The organism is Micromonospora sp. NPDC005298 (genome assembly GCF_040607375.1).
Lineage (GTDB): Bacteria > Actinomycetota > Actinomycetes > Mycobacteriales > Micromonosporaceae > Micromonospora.
Genome location: NZ_JBEXGP010000024.1, coordinates 1 through 17272, shown reverse-complemented (window position 1 = coordinate 17272; position 17272 = coordinate 1). Strand labels below are relative to the sequence as shown.

The window sequence follows — 17272 nt, the reverse complement described above, 5'->3', positions numbered from 1 at the left end:
AGGTCGTGCGATGGACAGACGGTGGCGTGACGTCGGAGTGCTCACGGGAGCGTTGTTCGCGGCGAACGTGGCCGCCCGGCTGATCATCAAACTCGGCTTCGACGGTGACGACACCGCCGCCGACCGGGTGTCGCTTGTGATGTTCGTGGTGATCGGTCTGATCCTGGCCGTGGTGGCCTTCCGCTGGGGCAGCCGCCGGCCGTTGTCCGCCTGGTCCGCAGACATGGCCCTGGTGGTGGGGATCGCCATGGCGCTGACCGTGCTGGTCGGGCCGCTGCTGGTCGGCAACAACCCGTTCGGCGCCGGCGCGGGCACGTTCTTCGCCCAGATCTGGCTCTACCTGCTCGCCACCGGCGCGGGAATCCTGGTCGGTTACCTGGTGCTCACCGCGCTCGGCCGGGACTACCGGTCGAAGCAGCTCAAGCGCTACGCCGAAGTCAAGGCCGCCAAGCCCCGCCGCGTGGTACGCCGCTGACCCCCCACCCCTCGCGCTGATCTTGCACCTGTGGTCGGCGATTAGTCGCTACGTACCCCTTGTGTCGCGGCAGAGAGTGGAAGATCGCCGCGGGTGTGGGTCAGGGGGCTACGCGGGTCAGGTAGGTGTGGTGGGTGGTGAAGCCGAGGGTCCGGTAGAGCGTCACGGCCGCCGTGTTGCGCTGTTCCACCTGGAGGAAGGCGTGCGACGCGCCGCACGACACGCCCCAGTCGGCCAACGCGTGGATCACCCGGCGGGCCAAACCCTGACGGCGGGCTGCCGGGAGCACCTCGATGAGGCTGAGGCCCAACCAGCGGCGGTCGTCTCCGGTCACCGTGCCCCGGCCGGTGGCCACAAGCGTGCCGTCGGCGTACACGTGGGCGAAGCGGACCTGCTCCACGGCGGTGAGCACGTGCCGGGCGGCGTCCGGGAGGCCGCCCTTGCGGCCGGCGGCGACGGCCAGCCACTCCTCGCTCGGCGCCGTGGCCAGCTCGACGGCCACGCCGGCAGAGGCGTCGGCGGCGGGGGCCACGCCGGCGGAGGGGTCGGCGGCGGGGGCGTCGGCGGCGGAGGCCACGCCGGCGGGTAGGGGCAGGGGCGTGGTCTGGACCAGCGTGGGCGGGCGGCTGCCCCAGCCCCGGTCGTCCAGTTCGGCGCCGACGGGCGCGGCGAGCGGCAGCGGTGTGTTGATCATCGCAGGCTGGCCCTGCTCGGCGTACCAGCGCTCGACGGCGTCCACGGCGGCCGGCAGCGGGCGGTCCGGATCGCCGATCGGCAACGCCGAGTTGGCCCGTCCGGTCCAGCCCTCGGCCGACCTCAGCAGCCAGTCGCCGAGGCGGCCACGGGTGGGCGCCGGCCAGGCCTCGTCCGCGGCGCGTTCCAGCGCCACCACCGCGGCCGCGGTCGGGCGACGGGTCGGAGGGACCCGCTTGGCGCGATGGACCTGGGTCACCGGAACCCGCAGCGGGCCGTGCGCCGTGGCGAGCGTGAGATGAGTCTCGCTCAGCTCCACCAGCTCACCGAGAGCATCGGAGAAGAGCGGCCGACCTTCGCGAATCCCCACAATCCGGCGAACCACGATCCGGTGTCCCACATCCTGCTGTCGGAGCACGATCGACCCCCTCCCCGGCGAGATACTAGGCTCTTACCGTCGCGGGAGATCGCGACGTGTCTTGCGGAGGAGAAGACCGGTGACCTACATCATCGCCGAGCCGTGCGTGGATGTGCTCGACAAGGCATGCATCGAGGAGTGCCCGGTCGACTGCATTTACGAGGGCAATCGGATGCTCTACATCCACCCCGACGAGTGCGTCGACTGTGGTGCCTGTGAGCCGGTCTGCCCGGTGGAGGCGATCTTCTACGAGGACGACGTCCCCGAGCAGTGGAAGGACTACACCGGCGCCAACTACGAGTTCTTCGAGGACCTGGGCTCGCCCGGGGGTGCCTCGAAGATCGGCAAGGTGGAGAAGGACGCCACCTTCGTCGCCGCGCAGCCGCCGCGCGGCGAGGGCCACTGACCCGGTCCGCGCCGGTCTCGTCGCGACTGCCCGAGTTCACCTGGGACTCCCTGGACGCCGCGGCCGCTCTGGCCGCGGCGCATCCGGAGGGCCTGATCAACCTCTCCATGGGTACGCCTGTCGACCCGGTGCCCGAGGTGATCCGCCAGGCGCTCGCCGACGCGTCCGACGCTCCCGGCTATCCGCTGACCGCCGGCACCCCGGTGCTGCGTGACGCGATCGCCGCCTGGGTCGCCCGTGCCTGTGGCGCCGGCGTCGACGGTCTCGGCGTGCTGCCGACCATCGGCTCGAAGGAGCTGGTGGCCTGGCTGCCGACACTGCTCGGCATCGGCCCCGGCGACGTGGTCGTCGTGCCGTCGGTCGCCTACCCCACATACGAGGACGGGGCACGGCTGGCCGGGGCCACCGTGGTCCGCGCCGACTCGCTAACCGCGGTGGGGCCGACCTCCCGGGTACGTCTGGTCTGGGTCAACTCGCCGGGCAACCCGACCGGTCGGGTGCTGCCCGCGGCGCACCTGCGCAAGGTCGTCGACTGGGCCCGGGAGCGGGGCGCGGTGGTCGCCAGCGACGAGTGCTACCTGCCGCTCGGCTGGTCCGCCGAGCCAGTGTCGGTGCTGTCCCCGCAGGTCTGCGGCGGCACGTACGACGGTGTGCTCGCCGTGCACTCGCTGTCGAAGCGGTCCAACCTGGCCGGCTACCGGGCCGGGTTCGTGGCCGGCGACCCGGCGCTCGTCGCCGAGCTGCTGAAGGTCCGCAAGCACGCCGGCATGATCGTGCCCGCCCCGGTGCAGGCGGCGATGGTGGCCGCCCTGGGGGACGAGCGACACGCCGACGAGCAGCGGGAGCGGTACCGCGCACGGCGTGCGGTGCTGACGGCCGCTTTCACGAACGCCGGGTTCACCGTCGAGCACTCGGAGGCCGGTCTCTATCTCTGGCTCACCCGCGACGAGGACTGCTGGGAGACTGTCGACTGGCTGGCCCGCCGGGGCATCCTGGTCGCCGCGGGCGTCTTCTACGGCCCCACCGCCGATCGGCACGTCCGGGTCGCGCTCACCGAGTCCGACGACCACGTGGCCGCCGTCGCGGCCCGTCTCGCCCAGGCCTGACCACGCTACGGGCGGCCGACCCCCGTGGGTCGACCGCCCGTCCGGCGTCAGTCGTTGATCCGGGCGAAGACCCGCAGCAGGGTGTTGCGGCTCTGCTTCTCCAGCAGTTCGCTCGCCATCAGCTCCTGCAGGGCGACCACCCGACCGTCGTGCAGAGTCAGTTCCGCCTTCAGCGGCACCTCCCGCTTGACGTCCACGGAGGCGACCTCCTCGTACGGCAGGAAGGTGTGCGCGGTCGCCAGCTCCCCGACCGGCACCGAGTCGACAAGCGCCCGCAGCCGCTTCTCGCCCTGGCTGGCCTTGCCGGGGTCGGCGATCAGGACCAGCCCCCGGTCGAGGATGAGCACGTCGTGCGCCCTGCCGTCGACCTTGATGTTGGCCAGCGCGCCGATCAGGTCGGCGTCCCGTCCGGAGACCCGGTCCTCCACCACCGTCGCGCCGGACGGGTCGACGCCCAGCTCGGCCAGGCGGGCCAGCGCCACGTCCAGGGTCTGCGGCGCGACGGCCAGCTTGGCGATCTCGGCGAGGTCCCACGGTTGCCCGTCCGGGCCGACCAGCCGGGCCGGGCCGGACCAGGACAGCTGCCAGTGGGCCCGACCGGAGCGGACCGCCGCGTTGTCCAGCAGCGTCTCCATCGGCCCGGCGAAGCGGGCAGCCGCCTCCTTACGGGTCGCGTCGCCGAAGAACTGCTCGGCGAACTCGCCCAGCCGCCCGGAGCCGACCAGCTCCAGCACGGTCGCGAGGCCCGGCGTGGCGACACCGATGAACCGCCCCGCGGCCCGGTAGATGCCGTCCGCCTGCTGCTGCACCATGGCCGCCACCGACGCGGCGGTGAACTGCGGCCAGGGCAGCACCTGGCGGCTGCCGTGTTCGACCACGACAGCCTGCAACTGCCGGCCGGCGGCGTCGATGTCGGCGAGCAGCAGCGCGGCGGGCCGTTCGTCACTGGTGACCGCTCCCGCCGGCAGGTCGGCCATCGCGGCGACCCGGACACCGATCGGCGGGTGGGTGTCCCACGGCGACGGGTCCCGGTCGGGGGCGTTCTCCCGCAGTTCGGTCATCTCGTCGTGGCGGGCCCGCAGCAGCTGGCCGAAGCCGCCGAAGAGGTCGTCCGGCGCGAGCCCGGCGGACCAGCCCGGCTCGACGTACCGGCGCATGTAGAAACCCCACGCAGCGCCGAGCGCCGGCAGCGTACGCAGCGCGGAGGCCGCGGCGTCGTGCCCGGCCAGCAGCACCGAGGACCGGTCGGCCTCCAGCTCCTGCCGCCGCGACGCGGCGTTGTCCACCATCAGGTAGAGCTTCGAGTACCCCTTGAAGACCCAGCCGATCGGGTTGCGCGGGCTGATCCGGTCCAGCGTCTCCGCGATGGCCAGCCGACCCCGGTACGCGACGCCGCCGAGGCGGGTGTGCTTGCCGGAGTAGTGGCCCAGTTCGTGGGCGAGCACCGAACGCAGCTGGTCCATCCGCATCGCCTGGAGCAGCGGCAGGCCGACATACAGGGTGCGCCGTCCGCCGATCAGGCCGAGGAACCGGCTCTGTTCGGCGACCGCCGCGTTCACCTCGGGCACGAGCCGGATCTCGTCGGGGGCGCGGGTGCCGACCCCGTCGGCCAGCTCCCGCACGGTGGCCCACAGGTTCGGCGCCTCGCGCTCGGTGACGATCAGGCCGGGTGCCGGCTCGTTCTTCGTACGGATCGCGCGCCACATCCCGGCGGCGACCGCGCCCAGCGCCACGACCAGGGGTAGCAGCAGCTTCCCGGTGACGAGCCCGTTGGTGTGGCCGTACAGCCAGACCCCGAGCGCGACCACGGCGGCGAGCTGTAGGAGCGCGACGACGTAGAAGCCGATCAACATGACCACCGAGGCGAGGGCCCGGTATGTCGCGGACATTTCATTTCCTCCCGCTGTTAGCCCGCATCCAGACGGCGGGCAGCGGAGCGGACCGTACGACGATGATCAGAAGGGGACAACCCCCTTCCGGACCGGCCTTGTCAAGATCTACGATCTGCCGGGTCTTCGACGGGGCGAGAGGAAACGTGGCATGTGGCCGTTTCGGCGTGGCAGCAGGCAGGTGGCGGTACCCACGTTGGTCGTGGACCCGGCGGAGGGCGACCCGACCGCGCGGGCGCTGCGCGAGGCCGGTGAGCGCCGGGACTGGGGTGCCGTCCGTGATCTCCTCACCCCGGTGACCGACCCGGACGACCACGCCTTCTACGTCTCGGTGCTCGCCAACACCGACGGCATACAGGACTGGATCGGCGAGTGGGTCGAGGCCGAGCCCCGGTCGACGCTGCCGGTGCTGGTGCGGGGGGCGCACGCGGTCTACTGGGCCTGGGAGGCCCGCAGCAGCGCCCGGGCCTCGCAGGTGAGCCAGGACCAGTTCAAGGAGTTCTGGCGGCGGCTGCGGTTGGCCGAGAACTCCCTGGACGAGGTCGCCGACCGCGACCCGGACGACACCACCGCGCGCACGTTCCTGGTCACCTCGGCGCGCGGGCGGCAGGTGGACCGGGAGGAGGCGAACCGGCGCTTCGCCGAGGTGGTCGCCCGGCACCCGTGGCACCGGATCGCGCACGAGCAGATGCTCCAGTACCGCTGCCACAAGTGGTTCGGCAGCCACGAGGAGATGTTCGACTTCGCCCGGGAGGCGGTGGCGAAGTCGCCCGCCGGTTCTCCGCTGGGCCACCTGGTCGTCGTCGCGCACCTGGAGAAGTGGCTGGACCTGCCCGTCGGCGAGGACGAGGAGTACCTGGACGACGACGCGCTACGCGCGGAGATCAACGCCGCCGCCGACCACTCCGTACGCCACCCCGACTACCGGCGTCGGGTGGGCTGGGCGAGCGTGCACAACACCTTCGCCATGGGCTTCTCGAAGGTGGGGGACCTGCGCTCCGCCGCCGGCCAGTTCGAGGTGATCGGCGACCAGGTGACCAACTGGCCCTGGCAGTACATCAACAGCGACCCGGTGATCCCGTTCGTCGCCTGGCGTGACGACGCGATGGCCGCCGAGGACTGACCGGCGTGCGGGCCGGCCCCGAGCGATATCCTCGGCGCCGGACCTGGTCGGGGCCGCGTCGGCCCCGCACCCCAGCAGGAACGTCGAGGTGTGCGGATGGTGGACGGTCCCGGTGCGCGGGTACGGGCGGCGGTGGTCGGCACCGGCCTGATCGGTGGTTCGGTGCTGCTCCGGATGCACGCCGCAGGCGTCGACGTGACCGGGTGGGATCCGGACGAGGACACCCGCCGACGGGCCCGCCGGATGGGCGTACCCGCTCCGGACCTGCTGGTCGAGGCGGTGGCCGACCGGGACGTGGTGTTCCTGTGCGGTCCGCTGCCCACGCTGCCGGCGACGCTTGTCGAGGTGGCGGCGATGACCGGGGACCGTTGCGTGCTGACCGACGTCGGCAGTACCAAGGAGGTGGTGGCGGCGTTCGCCGCCACGCGTGGCCTGACGGACCGGTTCGTGCCCGGGCATCCGATGGCCGGCACGGACCGGGCGGGTCTGACGGCCGCGGGCCCGGATCTGCTGACCGGCGCCGCCTGGGTGCTCTGTCCCGCGCCCGGACCGGCCACGGCCGCGTTCCGCTGGCTGGCCGAGCTGCTGGTGGACCTCTTCGAGGCCCGGGTGGTGCCGATGTCCCCGGCGGAGCACGACTCGGCCGCCGCGCTCGCCTCACACGTGCCGCACCTGCTCGCCGGAGCGCTGGCCGGCGCCGTGCAGCGCGCACCGCTGCGCGACGCGATACTCGCGCTCGCCGCGGGCAGCTTCTCCGACGGCACCCGGGTCGCCGGGACTCCGGCCGAACGGACCGCCAACATGCTGCTCGGCAACCGGCAGCGGGTGCTGAGTGAGTTGGCCGAGGTCACCGCGTTCCTGGACGACCTGGCCGCCGCGCTGCACGCCGGTGACGGGTCGGCGCTCACGGACCGGTACGGCGAGGCGCGGGCCGCCCGGATGGCGCTGCGCGACCGCCGGTTCGGCGCGTACGAGGGTCGGTTCCCTCTCGACGGTGACCACGCCGCCGAGGTGTCCTGGCTGTGCGGGTTGGGTGTGGCCGGCGGTCACCTGACCGGCGTGCGCGTCGGTGCCGACACCGTCTCCTACGCGGCACGACGCCCGACTGCTGACTAGGCTGAGGGCATGGCGGTCGACGGCCCGGTGGTGCAGGTGCGCGGCGAGGCGTACCGGGAGGTGCCGCCCGAGCTGGCGCGCTTCGCGGTGACCGCGACGGCTCGTGATCGGGACCGGGAGGTCACGTTGACCCGGCTGGCCGAGCGGGCCGCCGCCGTGCGGGTGCTGCTGGAGGGCGCGGGGCCGGTGGTGGCCCGGCGGGAGACCGGTGACCTGCGGGTGCGCCCGGAGACCCGGCGCTCGGGGGAGCGGGTGGTCGCCTGGCACGGCAGCGTCACCACCACCGTCACCGTCACCGACTTCACCGCGCTCGGCGAGCTGATGCTCCGGCTGGCCGACCAGGACCAGGTCGAGGTGGCCGGTCCGTGGTGGGAGCTGCGTCCGGACAGCCCCGCGCACCGCGAGGCACGGCACGCCGCGATCGGTGACGCCCTGCTGCGCGCCCGGGAGTACGCGGAGGCGCTCGGCGCCCAGGTCACCGCGCTGATCGAGTTGGCCGACGCCGGCCCGGCCGACCGGCCGATGTTCGCCCGCGCGGCGTTCGCCGGCGGTGACGCGCCACCGGAACTGGAGTTGGACCCGCAGCCGCAGTCCGTGCAGGCCGCCGTGCAGGCGCGCTTCACCATCAGCACCCCGGTTCTGGGCTGATGCCTCCCGCCCGGGTGCTGTCCGTCGACGAGGTGGTGGCGCGGGCGTCGGCGCTGGCCGAGGCGGGTTCGCGACAACTGCTCGGCATCGCCGGCGCGCCGGGTGCCGGCAAGTCCACCCTCGCCGAGCTGATCGTGGCCGAGGTGGGGCCGGCCGCCCGGCTGGTGCCGATGGACGGCTTCCACCTGGCGCAGTCGCAGCTGGTCCGGCAGGGTCGCGCGGACCGCAAGGGCGCGGTGGACACCTTCGACGCCAACGGGTACGTCTCGCTGCTGCGCCGGCTACGCCGCCTGGAGCCGACCTCGGTGTACGCGCCGGAGTTCCGGCGGGAGCTGGAGGATCCGGTGGCCGGGGCGATCGAGGTGCCGCCGTCGGTCCGGCTGGTGGTGACCGAGGGCAACTACCTGCTGTTACCGGACTTCCCCTGGCAGGAGATCCGGTCGCTGCTGCACGAGGCGTGGTTCCTCGACCTGGACGCCGAGGTACGGCAGCGGCGGCTGACCGCCCGGCACGAGGCGTTCGGGCGGTCACCGGAGCACGCGCGGGCCTGGGCGTTGGGCACCGACGAGTCCAACGCGGCCCTGATCACCCCCACCGCCGACCGCGCCGACCTGGTGCTCCGCCTCTCCGAGCCGCCGGCGCCCTGACCCGACCGGCCGGATGGTTCACCCCGTGACGCCCCGGTCCTCGCGACTCATGTCCCCGGTGGTGGGCATTCCCTCGGCGAGCCCGTACCGCAGGAGCACCGCACCCTTGCCCGAGGTGGCGGGTGGTTCCAGCAGTGTCAGGTTGCTCGGCACCGCGCCGCCGTCGAACACCTTCTTTCCGACGCCGAGCACGATGGGAAAGATCCACAGGTTGAGCCGGTCGAAGAGACGCTCGTGCAGGAGGGTCTGCACCAGGTTCAGGCTGCCGATCACGTGGATGTGCTCGTGCCTGTCCCGCAGCGCGGCCACCGCGCCCACCAGGTCGGGCCCGAGGTGCGTGGAGCCGGTCCAGTCCAGGTCCGGGTTGCCGCGCGACGCGACGTACTTCGGAATGCTGTTGAACAGGGTGGCGATGCCGCCGTCGACGCCGTCGACCTGGTGGGGCCAGTAGCCGGCGAAGATGTCGTACGTCCTGCGGCCCAGCAGCAGCGCGTCCATGCCCCGCATGCCCTCTGCGACCTGTTGGCCGCCCGTCTCGTCGAACAGGGGCGCCTGCCAACCCCCGTACGGGAAGCCTTCCGGGTCCTCCTGCGGGCCACCCGGCGCCTGGGCGACCAGGTCGAGTGTCGCGAACAGGTCGATGTGGATCGTGCCCATGCTGGTCTCCTAGTCGAGTTCGCGGACCGGTCGGGCCGGGTTGCCGACCGCGACCACGTCGGCGGGTAGGTCGCGGGTGACCACCGCTCCGGCGCCGACGACGGTGTTCGCACCGATTGTCACGCCGGCCAGCACGATCGCGCCGCCGCCGAGCCACACGTTGTCGCCGATGGTGATTGGCTTGGCGGCCTCCCACTTGTCCCGTCGGGGGCCGGCGTCGACCGGGTGGGTGGGGGTGAGCAGTTGGACGTTCGGGCCGACCTGGACGTCCGCGCCGAGGGTGATCCGGGCGACGTCGAGGAAGACGGCGTTGTAGTTGACGAAGCTGCGGGGGCCGATCCGGATCTGCCAGCCGTAGTCGCAGTAGAACGGTGGGCGGATCCAGGTGTCCTCACCGATCTCGCCGAGGAGGTCGCGCAGTGCGGCGAGTCGCGCCTGCGGATCGGCCGCGGGGCTGGTGTTGAAGCGTTCCATCAGCCGGGCGGCCCGGTCCTGGTCGGCGATGATCTCGGGATCGTCGGCGAGGTAGGGCTCGCCGGCGAGCATCCTGTCCTTCATGGAGGTCACCCGGTCGATGATGCCCGGCAACCGCGCATCAGTTGGCAGGTCCGTCATATTTTGGCCGTCTTTTTTGCATACCCGGTATGTAATACTGGCGGCGGTCAATGCGTCTCTACCGATTTCAACGCTCCACCAAGGAGGATCCGTTGCGTCGACGCAGCAGAATGACCGCCGCCACCGCAGCCCTGGCCCTCGTGCTCGGCACTCCGGTGACCGCCGCGGCAAGCCCACCCACGAGCACCCCGGCCGACGCCAGCCCGCGTCGCGCGTCCGCCACCACGACCACCGTCACCCTGCTCACCGGCGACCGGGTGACCGTCACCCCGTCCGGGTCCGCCGCGATCCGTCCCGGCCCGGGGCGTACCCATCTGCGTTTCCTCACCACCCGCGACCGCGGTCACCTCACCGTGCTGCCGCAGGACGCCCTGCCGCTGGTCCGCGACGGCCGGGTCGACCGGCGGCTCTTCGACGTGACCGGGCTGGTCGACGCCGGGTACGACGACGCGCGTCGGGACACCCTGCCGGTGCTGGTCGCCGGCAACGCGGGTGCGCGCCAGCGTGCCGCCGCACCCGCCGGGCTGACCGTCACCACCCAACTGCCCGCCATCGGCGGGGTCGCCGCCACGGCCGACAAGCGGCAGGCCACGAACGTCTGGGCGGCGCTCACCGGCGCCGGTGCCCGGGTCGGCACGGCGGGGGGCGCCGACCGGATCTGGCTCGACGCCCGCAGGCAGCCCACCCTGGACCACAGCGTGCCGCAGATCGGCGCCCCGGCCGCCTACCAGGCCGGCTTCACCGGTCGCGGCGTACGCGTCGCGGTGCTGGACACCGGCATCGACGCCGGCCACCCCGACCTGAGTGGCCGGGTCGCCGAGGCGCGGAACTTCACCGAGGACACCGACGCCGGTGACACGGTCGGCCACGGCACCCACGTCGCCTCGATCATCGCCGGCAGCGGCGCGGCCTCCGGCGGCAAGTACCACGGCGTCGCCCCGGACGCCACGCTGCTCAACGGCAAGGTCTGCGAGGAGGGCGGCTGCATGGAGTCGGCGATCCTGGCCGGCATGCAGTGGGCAGCCACCGACCAGCACGCCGACGTGATCAACATGAGTCTGGGCGGTGGCGACACACCCGACGTCGACCCGCTGGAGGCGGCCGTCGAGTCGCTGACCGCGCAGACCGGCGCGCTCTTCGTCCTCTCCGCGGGCAACGCCGGCAGCGACGGCTCGGTCGGCTCGCCGGGCAGCGCCGACGCGGCGCTCACGGTGGGCGCGGTGGACCGTGACGACGCACTTGCCGACTTCTCCAGCCGAGGCCCCCGGGTGGGCGACGGCGGACTGAAGCCGGACATCACCGCACCCGGGGTCGACATCGTCGCCGCCCGCGCCGACGGCACGGAGATCGGCACGCCGGTGGGGGACGGGTACGTCGCGCTCTCCGGCACCTCGATGGCCGCGCCGCACGTCACCGGTGCGGTGGCGCTGATCGCCCAGCAGCACACCGGCTGGACGGCGACGCAGCTCAAGGCGACCCTGATGGCGTCGGCGAAGCCGCACGCGGAGCAGACCGCCTTCCAGCAGGGCGCCGGCCGGGTCGACGTGGCCCGCGCGATCACCCAGCGGGTGACGAGCGACCCGGTCAGCGTCTCCTTCGGTCGACCCACCTGGCCGCACGACGACGACACACCGATCACCCGGAACGTCGACTGGCGCAACGACGGCCCGGACCCGCTCACCCTGGACCTCGCCGTCGAGGTGACCGGCCCGGACGGCCAGCCGGCGCCGGCCGGGATGTTCACCCTGGGCGCGAGCCAGGTCACCGTGCCGCCGGGCGGCACCGCCGGCACCACGGTCACCGTGGACACCCGGCTCGGTACGGACGGCTACTGGACCGGACGCGTCGTGGCCCGCTCCGGCACGGCCGTGGCGGTCACCCCGATCGCGGTGAACCGGGAGGTGGAGAGCTACCAGCTCACCGTCCGGCACCTCGACGCCACCGGCGCCGCCGCCACCGACCACATCACCACGCTGATCCGGCTCGACACCATGGAGAGCTACGACCTGTACGACCCGGACGGCACCGACGAGGTCCGCGTGCCCAAGGGCCGGTACGGGCTGGCCAGCCTCGTCTTCAGCGGGGACACCGGGGTCGCCCAACTGGCTCAGCCCGAGCTGGCGGTGACCGCCGACACCGCCGTCACCGTCGACGCCCGAAAGGCCCGGCCGGTGCGGACGAGCGTTCCGGAGCCGACGGCCGTACCGGATCTGGTGGACATCAGCGCCATCTTCCTCGGCGCGGACGACGGGTCGTACGGCTTCGGTCTGCTCGCGTTGGACTTCACCGGGCTGTCCACCGGGCACCTCGGTCGGGCGGTCTCCGGCGCACGGTTCTTCGCCACGGTGAGCAGCCAGTGGCGCAAGCCCGAGGTGGCCGTCAGCCCCTACCTGTACGCGCTCAGCGAGAAGTTCCCCGGTCGGATGCCGACCGGCTTCGACAAGACCTACCGCGCCCGGGACCTGGCCACCGTCACGCACCAGTTCCGGGGCGGCTATCCCGGGTTGTCGGCCGAGCGGGTGGTCTTCCCGCACCTGGAACCGGACCTGGGCGGCTGGGCCACCGTCCTGCCCACCGTGGTGCCCGGGCAGCGGGTCGAGCACTACAACACCAACGGTCTGCGCTGGTCCTCGGAGCTGACGTTCGGGGTGCCCACCGAGGAGGGGTGGCTCGACACGAAGGCGGTGCTGGTCGCCGAACCGAGGGCGTACCGGGCCGGCCGGCACACGCGGGAGAGTTGGAACAGCGCGCCGTACGGGCCGTCGTTCCCGACGCCGCGCTGGCCGGAGCAGGGCGTCACCCGCCTCGGTGACGAGATCGTGGTGGACGTTCCGCTGCACAGCGACGCCGACGGCCACGCTGGCGGGTCGGTGCCGGACGCCGCCCGCACGGCCCTCTACCGCGACGGCGTCCTCGTCGACGAGCTGGCGGACCCGGGCTACGGCCAGTTCACGGTGCCGTCCGGCGCCGCGAACTACCGCCTGGAGGTGTCGTCGAAGCGGAGCTTCACCGACCTCAGCACCGAGGTCGGCGCGGCGTGGACGTTCCGGTCCGGGCACGTCCCCGGCGACGACTACCGGCAGCTGCCGGTGTCCGCGATCCGGTTCACGCCACCGCTCGACCGGGACAACACGGCTCCGGCCGGCCGGAGCCTGGTCATCCCGGTGCAGGTGCAGCGCCAGCCCGGCGCCCCCGCGTCGCGGCTGACCGGGCTGAGCGTGGACGTCTCCTACGACGGCGGCCGGAGCTGGCAACCCGCCCGGGTACGGCACGGCGGGCACGGCTGGACGGCCACCGTCAGGCATCCCGCCGGCCCCGGGTACGCGTCCCTGCGGGCCACCGCCCGGGACGCCGCCGGCAACACGGTGACGCAACGGATCATCCAGGCGTACCGGTTGCGCTGAGGCGTACCCCGTCCGGGTCCGCGGCCGAGCGCCGCGGACCCGGCGGGGACGTCAGTCGTTGGCGTGCAGGGCGGCGTTCAGCTCGATGCCCCGGCCGGTGCGCGGCTTCGCCTCCAGCGCGCCGTTCACCGAGTTGCGCCAGAACAGCAGGCCGTCGACGCCGGACAGCTCCCGCGCCTTGACGACCCGGCCGTCCGGCAGGGTGATCTTCGAGGCGGCGGTGATGTAGCAGCCCGCCTCGACCACGCAGTCGTCGCCGAGGGAGATGCCGACACCCGCGTTCGCACCGATCAGGCTGCGCTCGCCGATGCTCACCTTCTCGGTGCCGCCACCGGAGAGCGTGCCCATGATCGAGGCGCCACCGCCGACGTCGGAGCCGTCGCCGACCAGCACGCCCTGCACGATGCGCCCCTCGACCATCGAGGTGCCCACGGTGCCGGCGTTGAAGTTGACGAAGCCCTCGTGCATCACGGTGGTGCCGGCGGCCAGGTGAGCGCCGAGGCGCACCCGGTCGGCGTCGGCGATCCGCACGCCGGAGGGCACCACGTAGTCGGTCATCCGGGGGAACTTGTCCACCCCGTACACCGCCAGGTGCCGGCCGGCCGCGCGCTCGATCACCCGCAGCTCGTCCACCCGCTCCGGCGGGCACGGCCCGGCGGACGTCCACGCCACGTTCGCCAGCTTGCCGAAGATGCCGTCCAGGTTGATCGCGTTGGGTCGCACCAGGCGGTGCGAGAGCAGGTGCAACCGGAGGTACGCGTCCGAGGCGTCCTTGATCGGGTCGTCCAGCGACCCGATCACGGTGACCACCTGCACGGTACGCAGACCGGGCAGCGCGCGGTCGCCGAGCGCACCCGGCGGCAGGTCCAGCACGTCCGACTCGCCCTCACCGGCGACCAGGGGCAGCTCGCCCAGGCCCAGCTTGCCGGTCGGGTACCAGGTGTCGAGCACCTGCCCGTCTGCCGTCACCGTGGCCAGGCCGATGCCCCAGGCGGAATCTGCGGACGTCACTGTTACACCTCTCGGTCTGGGCCGCGCCGGCCTCAGCTCACTCCTCGCGCTGACAGACCTGAAGGTACCGTGCGAACCATGGAGAACCCGCTGACCCCCGAGGTCCTCGCCGATCCGGTGGCGCTGACCCGCGCTCTCGTCGACATAGAGTCCGTGTCCCTCAACGAGAAGGCGATCGCCGACTGTGTCGAGGAGGTCCTGCGCGGTGTGCCGCACCTGAGCACCCACCGGCACGGCAACACGGTGATGGCGCGTACCGACCTCGGTCGGCCGCAGCGCGTCGTGTTGGCCGGGCACCTGGACACCGTTCCGCTGAACAACAACTTTCCGTCGACCATGCGCGGCGACCTGATGTACGGCTGCGGCACCTCGGACATGAAGTCGGGCACCGCGTACGCCCTGCACCTGGCGGTGACCCTGCCGAACCCGCGGTACGACGTGACGTACTTCTTCTACGAGGCGGAGGAGATCGAGTCCCGGTACAACGGGTTGAACCTGGTCGCCCAGGCGTTCCCGGAGTGGCTGGAGGCGGACTTCGCGGTGCTGCTGGAACCGACGTACGGCATCGTCGAGGCGGGCTGCCAGGGCACCATGCGCTCGGTGGTCACCACGACCGGGGTACGGGCCCACTCGGCGCGCTCCTGGCACGGCGTGAACGCCATCCACGCGGCTGGTGAGGTGCTGCGGCGTCTCCAGACGTACGAGGCCCGGCGGGTCACCATCGACGGCTGCGACTACCGCGAGGGCATGAACGCGGTGCGGATCAACGGCGGGGTGGCCGGCAACGTGGTCCCGGACCGCTGTGAGATCGAGGTCAACTACCGGTTCGCCCCGGACCGCACCCCCGCTGAGGCGGAGGCGCACCTGCGGGAGGTCTTCGCCGGCTTCGAGCTGGTGGTCACGGATTCGGTGGCCGGTGCCCCGCCCGGGTTGGAGGCGGCCCCGGCGAAGGAGTTCCTGGCAGCGGTTGGCGCGGCGCCGATCGGCAAGCTCGGCTGGACGGACGTGGCCCGTTTCGCGGCGATGGGCATCCCCGCCCTGAACTTCGGCCCGGGAGACCCCAACCTGGCCCACCACCCGGACGAGCACGTCGAGATCAGCAAGATCCGCGACGGCGCGGCAACCCTGCACCGCTGGCTGGCCCCGGCCTGACCTCGACCGGCGCCGGCCAACCGCGCCGGTGATCAAGAGGTTTGCGTCAGCCGGGCCCGTTGTCGGCGACGCAAACCTCTTGATCGGCTCCGGATGCGGGAGGGGCGAGCAGGGGGATCGGGTCCTGTTGGCGGGTGCGGCGGCGTTCGGCCACCACATCTCGGATCCGTCGCTGCATCTGGCGACGGATCCGGATCATCTCGCTGTTGCTGATCACGCTGTCTCCTCCCCCGAAGGCGCGCGCCGGGGCATACCCGGTATGTGAATAGTAAGACGTACGAGCGAGCCGAATAGTTGCCCTTGATCGGCACTTATTTCTCGGCGTCCGCGACCCGACCCAGCAACCGCCGGGTGGAGCACTACGGTTGCCCCATGAGCGACAGCAACGGGCGGGAGGCCAGCCGCGGTCCGGCGCAGGAGCGGCACCGGGGCGCGGTGACGCTGCGTCGGGGGGCGATCCCGAGCAGCACCGCCGACCAGCGACTGCTGGACTCGCGCGGACGCGGCGACTGGAAGACCAGGGACGCCTGGCGGGCGCTGCGCATCCTCTCCGAGTTCGTCGAGGGTTTCGACACCCTCGCCGACCTGCCACCGGCGGTCAGTGTCTTCGGCTCCGCGCGCAGCGGCCCGGACACCGCCGAGTGCCGACTGGCCGAGCAGGTGGGCGGGGCGCTGGCCCGGGCCGGCTACGCGGTGATCACCGGAGGTGGGCCGGGGGTGATGGAGGCCGCAAACCGGGGCGCCACCGAGGCCGGTGGCCTCTCCGTCGGGCTCGGCATCGAGCTGCCGTTCGAGCAGGGCATCAACGACTGGGTCGACCTGGCCATCGACTTCCGTTACTTCTTCGCCCGCAAGACGATGTTCGTCAAGTACGCGCAGGCGTTCGTCGTGCTGCCCGGCGGCTTCGGCACCATGGACGAGCTGTTCGAGGCGCTCACGCTTGTGCAGACCGGCAAGGTGACCCGGTTCCCGGTCGTGCTGATGGGTGTCGCGTACTGGCAGGGGCTGCTCGACTGGCTGCGCGACACGATGGCCGCCGACGGCAAGATCGGCCCGGTCGACCTGGACCTGATCTGCCTCACCGACGACGTCAACGCGGCCGTCCGGCACATCGTCGAGTCCGAGGCGGCGCTCTCGGTCGAGCAGGACGCGGTCCGCGACGAGGCCGTCGCCCGTACCGGGGCCGACCAGCAGGCCGCCGCCGAGCAGGCCGCCGACCACTCGCGGGAGGGCTGATGGCGGCGATCTGCGTCTTCTGCGCGTCCTCCCGTACCCTCGACAGGCGTTTCCTGGACCTGGCCACCGAGACCGGCGCGGAGCTGGCCCGACGCGGCCACACGCTGGTGAGCGGCGGTGGCTGCGTCGGCATGATGGGCGCGTTGGCGGACGGCGCCCGGGCCGCCGGCGGGCGCACCATCGGGGTGATCCCGCAGGCGCTCGTCGACCTGGAGGTCGCCGACCTGGGCTCGGACGAGCTGCTGGTCACCGACTCGATGGCCAGCCGCAAGACGTTGATGATCGAGAAGTCGGACGCGTTCCTCACGCTGCCCGGCGGGCTGGGCACGCTCGACGAGCTGTTCGAGGTCTGGACCACGGCCACCCTCGCCCTGCACCGCAAGCCGATGGTGCTCGTCGACGCGGACGGCTTCTACCGCCCGCTGCTGGACTGGCTCACCACCGTCACCGACCAGCACTTCCTCAAGCCGGCGGGCCTCGGCCTGCTGACGGTGGCCCCGACGGTCCCGGCCGCCCTGGACGCGCTGGAGTCCGCCCTGACCTGACCCCGGGCCTGCGCCCTCCCCGTCGATCATGAGGTTGGCGGCACTCGCCGGGGCGGTCGCCGCCGCGATGGTCGGCGTTCTCGCCGCGCCGGCCGCCGCCGCGCCCACCGACACCACGACCACCACGTTCG

Annotated in this window: 17 protein-coding genes; 11 read left to right on the top strand and 6 right to left on the bottom strand. The window is 72.6% G+C overall.

Annotated features, from left to right (window positions below; translation table 11 throughout):
• The first annotated feature begins 10 nt into the window (after window positions 1–10).
• Window positions 11–475, top strand: a complete 465-nt coding sequence (locus ABZS77_RS25080) for a hypothetical protein (RefSeq protein ID WP_354827384.1) — start codon at window positions 11–13, stop codon at window positions 473–475.
• 100 nt (window positions 476–575) lie between these two features.
• Here the strand turns inward: ABZS77_RS25080 and ABZS77_RS25075 are convergent, their stop codons facing one another.
• Window positions 576–1586 (bottom strand): GNAT family N-acetyltransferase, encoded by a 1011-nt coding sequence (locus tag ABZS77_RS25075; RefSeq protein ID WP_354827381.1) that lies wholly within the window; start codon window positions 1584–1586, stop codon window positions 576–578.
• 79 nt (window positions 1587–1665) lie between these two features.
• On the opposite strand from ABZS77_RS25075, the gene fdxA reads away from it, so the two are divergent.
• Both fdxA and dapC read left to right on the top strand, forming a co-directional pair.
• Entirely contained in the window at window positions 1666–1992 is a 327-nt protein-coding gene (fdxA, locus tag ABZS77_RS25070; RefSeq protein WP_007464872.1) for a ferredoxin, read from the top strand.
• The gene (gene dapC / locus ABZS77_RS25065; protein ID WP_354827559.1) at window positions 1989–3098 is read left to right on the top strand and encodes a succinyldiaminopimelate transaminase; all 1110 of its coding nucleotides are present in this window, start codon (window positions 1989–1991) and stop codon (window positions 3096–3098) included. The genes fdxA and dapC overlap by 4 nt, the downstream gene beginning before the upstream one ends.
• Before the next feature lie 47 nt (window positions 3099–3145).
• Here dapC and ABZS77_RS25060 read toward each other — a convergent pair whose 3' ends face one another.
• Window positions 3146–4987, bottom strand: a complete 1842-nt coding sequence (locus ABZS77_RS25060; RefSeq protein WP_354827379.1) for a M48 family metallopeptidase — start codon at window positions 4985–4987, stop codon at window positions 3146–3148.
• Between the two features lie 181 nt (window positions 4988–5168).
• On the opposite strand from ABZS77_RS25060, the gene ABZS77_RS25055 reads away from it, so the two are divergent.
• The 4 genes from ABZS77_RS25055 to ABZS77_RS25040 all read left to right on the top strand — a co-directional run bounded on the left by ABZS77_RS25055 (window position 5169) and on the right by ABZS77_RS25040 (window position 8521).
• Complete coding sequence (locus tag ABZS77_RS25055) at window positions 5169–6110, top strand: DUF4034 domain-containing protein (RefSeq protein ID WP_354827376.1); 942 nt, start codon at window positions 5169–5171, stop codon at window positions 6108–6110.
• A gap of 96 nt (window positions 6111–6206) precedes the next feature.
• On the top strand, window positions 6207–7226 hold the full coding sequence (locus ABZS77_RS25050) for a prephenate dehydrogenase/arogenate dehydrogenase family protein (RefSeq protein WP_354827374.1): 1020 nt from the start codon (window positions 6207–6209) through the stop codon (window positions 7224–7226).
• A 9-nt stretch (window positions 7227–7235) separates the two neighbouring features.
• Window positions 7236–7874, top strand: coding sequence for an SIMPL domain-containing protein (locus tag ABZS77_RS25045; protein ID WP_354827371.1), 639 nt, complete (start codon window positions 7236–7238; stop codon window positions 7872–7874).
• A complete protein-coding gene (locus tag ABZS77_RS25040) occupies window positions 7874–8521 on the top strand; it encodes a nucleoside/nucleotide kinase family protein (RefSeq protein ID WP_354827369.1) in 648 nt (215 codons plus the stop codon). The genes ABZS77_RS25045 and ABZS77_RS25040 overlap by 1 nt, the downstream gene beginning before the upstream one ends.
• Before the next feature lie 18 nt (window positions 8522–8539).
• Here the strand turns inward: ABZS77_RS25040 and ABZS77_RS25035 are convergent, their stop codons facing one another.
• Entirely contained in the window at window positions 8540–9178 is a 639-nt protein-coding gene (locus ABZS77_RS25035; protein WP_354827366.1) for a dihydrofolate reductase family protein, read from the bottom strand.
• A 9-nt stretch (window positions 9179–9187) separates the two neighbouring features.
• Window positions 9188–9745, bottom strand: coding sequence for a sugar O-acetyltransferase (locus ABZS77_RS25030; protein ID WP_354827364.1), 558 nt, complete (start codon window positions 9743–9745; stop codon window positions 9188–9190).
• Window positions 9746–9903: 158 nt separating this feature from the next.
• On the opposite strand from ABZS77_RS25030, the gene ABZS77_RS25025 reads away from it, so the two are divergent.
• Entirely contained in the window at window positions 9904–13197 is a 3294-nt protein-coding gene (locus ABZS77_RS25025; protein ID WP_354827556.1) for a S8 family serine peptidase, read from the top strand.
• Between the two features lie 51 nt (window positions 13198–13248).
• Here ABZS77_RS25025 and dapD read toward each other — a convergent pair whose 3' ends face one another.
• Entirely contained in the window at window positions 13249–14208 is a 960-nt protein-coding gene (gene dapD, locus ABZS77_RS25020; protein ID WP_354827361.1) for a 2,3,4,5-tetrahydropyridine-2,6-dicarboxylate N-succinyltransferase, read from the bottom strand.
• Window positions 14209–14286: 78 nt separating this feature from the next.
• Between dapD and dapE the strand changes: the two genes are divergently transcribed.
• Window positions 14287–15360: a succinyl-diaminopimelate desuccinylase gene (dapE, locus tag ABZS77_RS25015; protein ID WP_354827358.1), complete on the top strand. Its 1074-nt coding sequence runs from the start codon at window positions 14287–14289 to the stop codon at window positions 15358–15360.
• Between the two features lie 46 nt (window positions 15361–15406).
• Here dapE and ABZS77_RS25010 read toward each other — a convergent pair whose 3' ends face one another.
• A complete protein-coding gene (locus ABZS77_RS25010; RefSeq protein WP_354827356.1) occupies window positions 15407–15577 on the bottom strand; it encodes a hypothetical protein in 171 nt (56 codons plus the stop codon).
• Window positions 15578–15732: 155 nt separating this feature from the next.
• Here ABZS77_RS25010 and ABZS77_RS25005 point away from each other — a divergent pair, with 155 nt between their 5' ends.
• Both ABZS77_RS25005 and ABZS77_RS25000 read left to right on the top strand, forming a co-directional pair.
• Window positions 15733–16596: a TIGR00730 family Rossman fold protein gene (locus ABZS77_RS25005; protein WP_354827353.1), complete on the top strand. Its 864-nt coding sequence runs from the start codon at window positions 15733–15735 to the stop codon at window positions 16594–16596.
• Window positions 16596–17141: a TIGR00730 family Rossman fold protein gene (locus tag ABZS77_RS25000; protein WP_354827350.1), complete on the top strand. Its 546-nt coding sequence runs from the start codon at window positions 16596–16598 to the stop codon at window positions 17139–17141. The genes ABZS77_RS25005 and ABZS77_RS25000 overlap by 1 nt, the downstream gene beginning before the upstream one ends.
• Window positions 17142–17272: the final 131 nt, after the last annotated feature.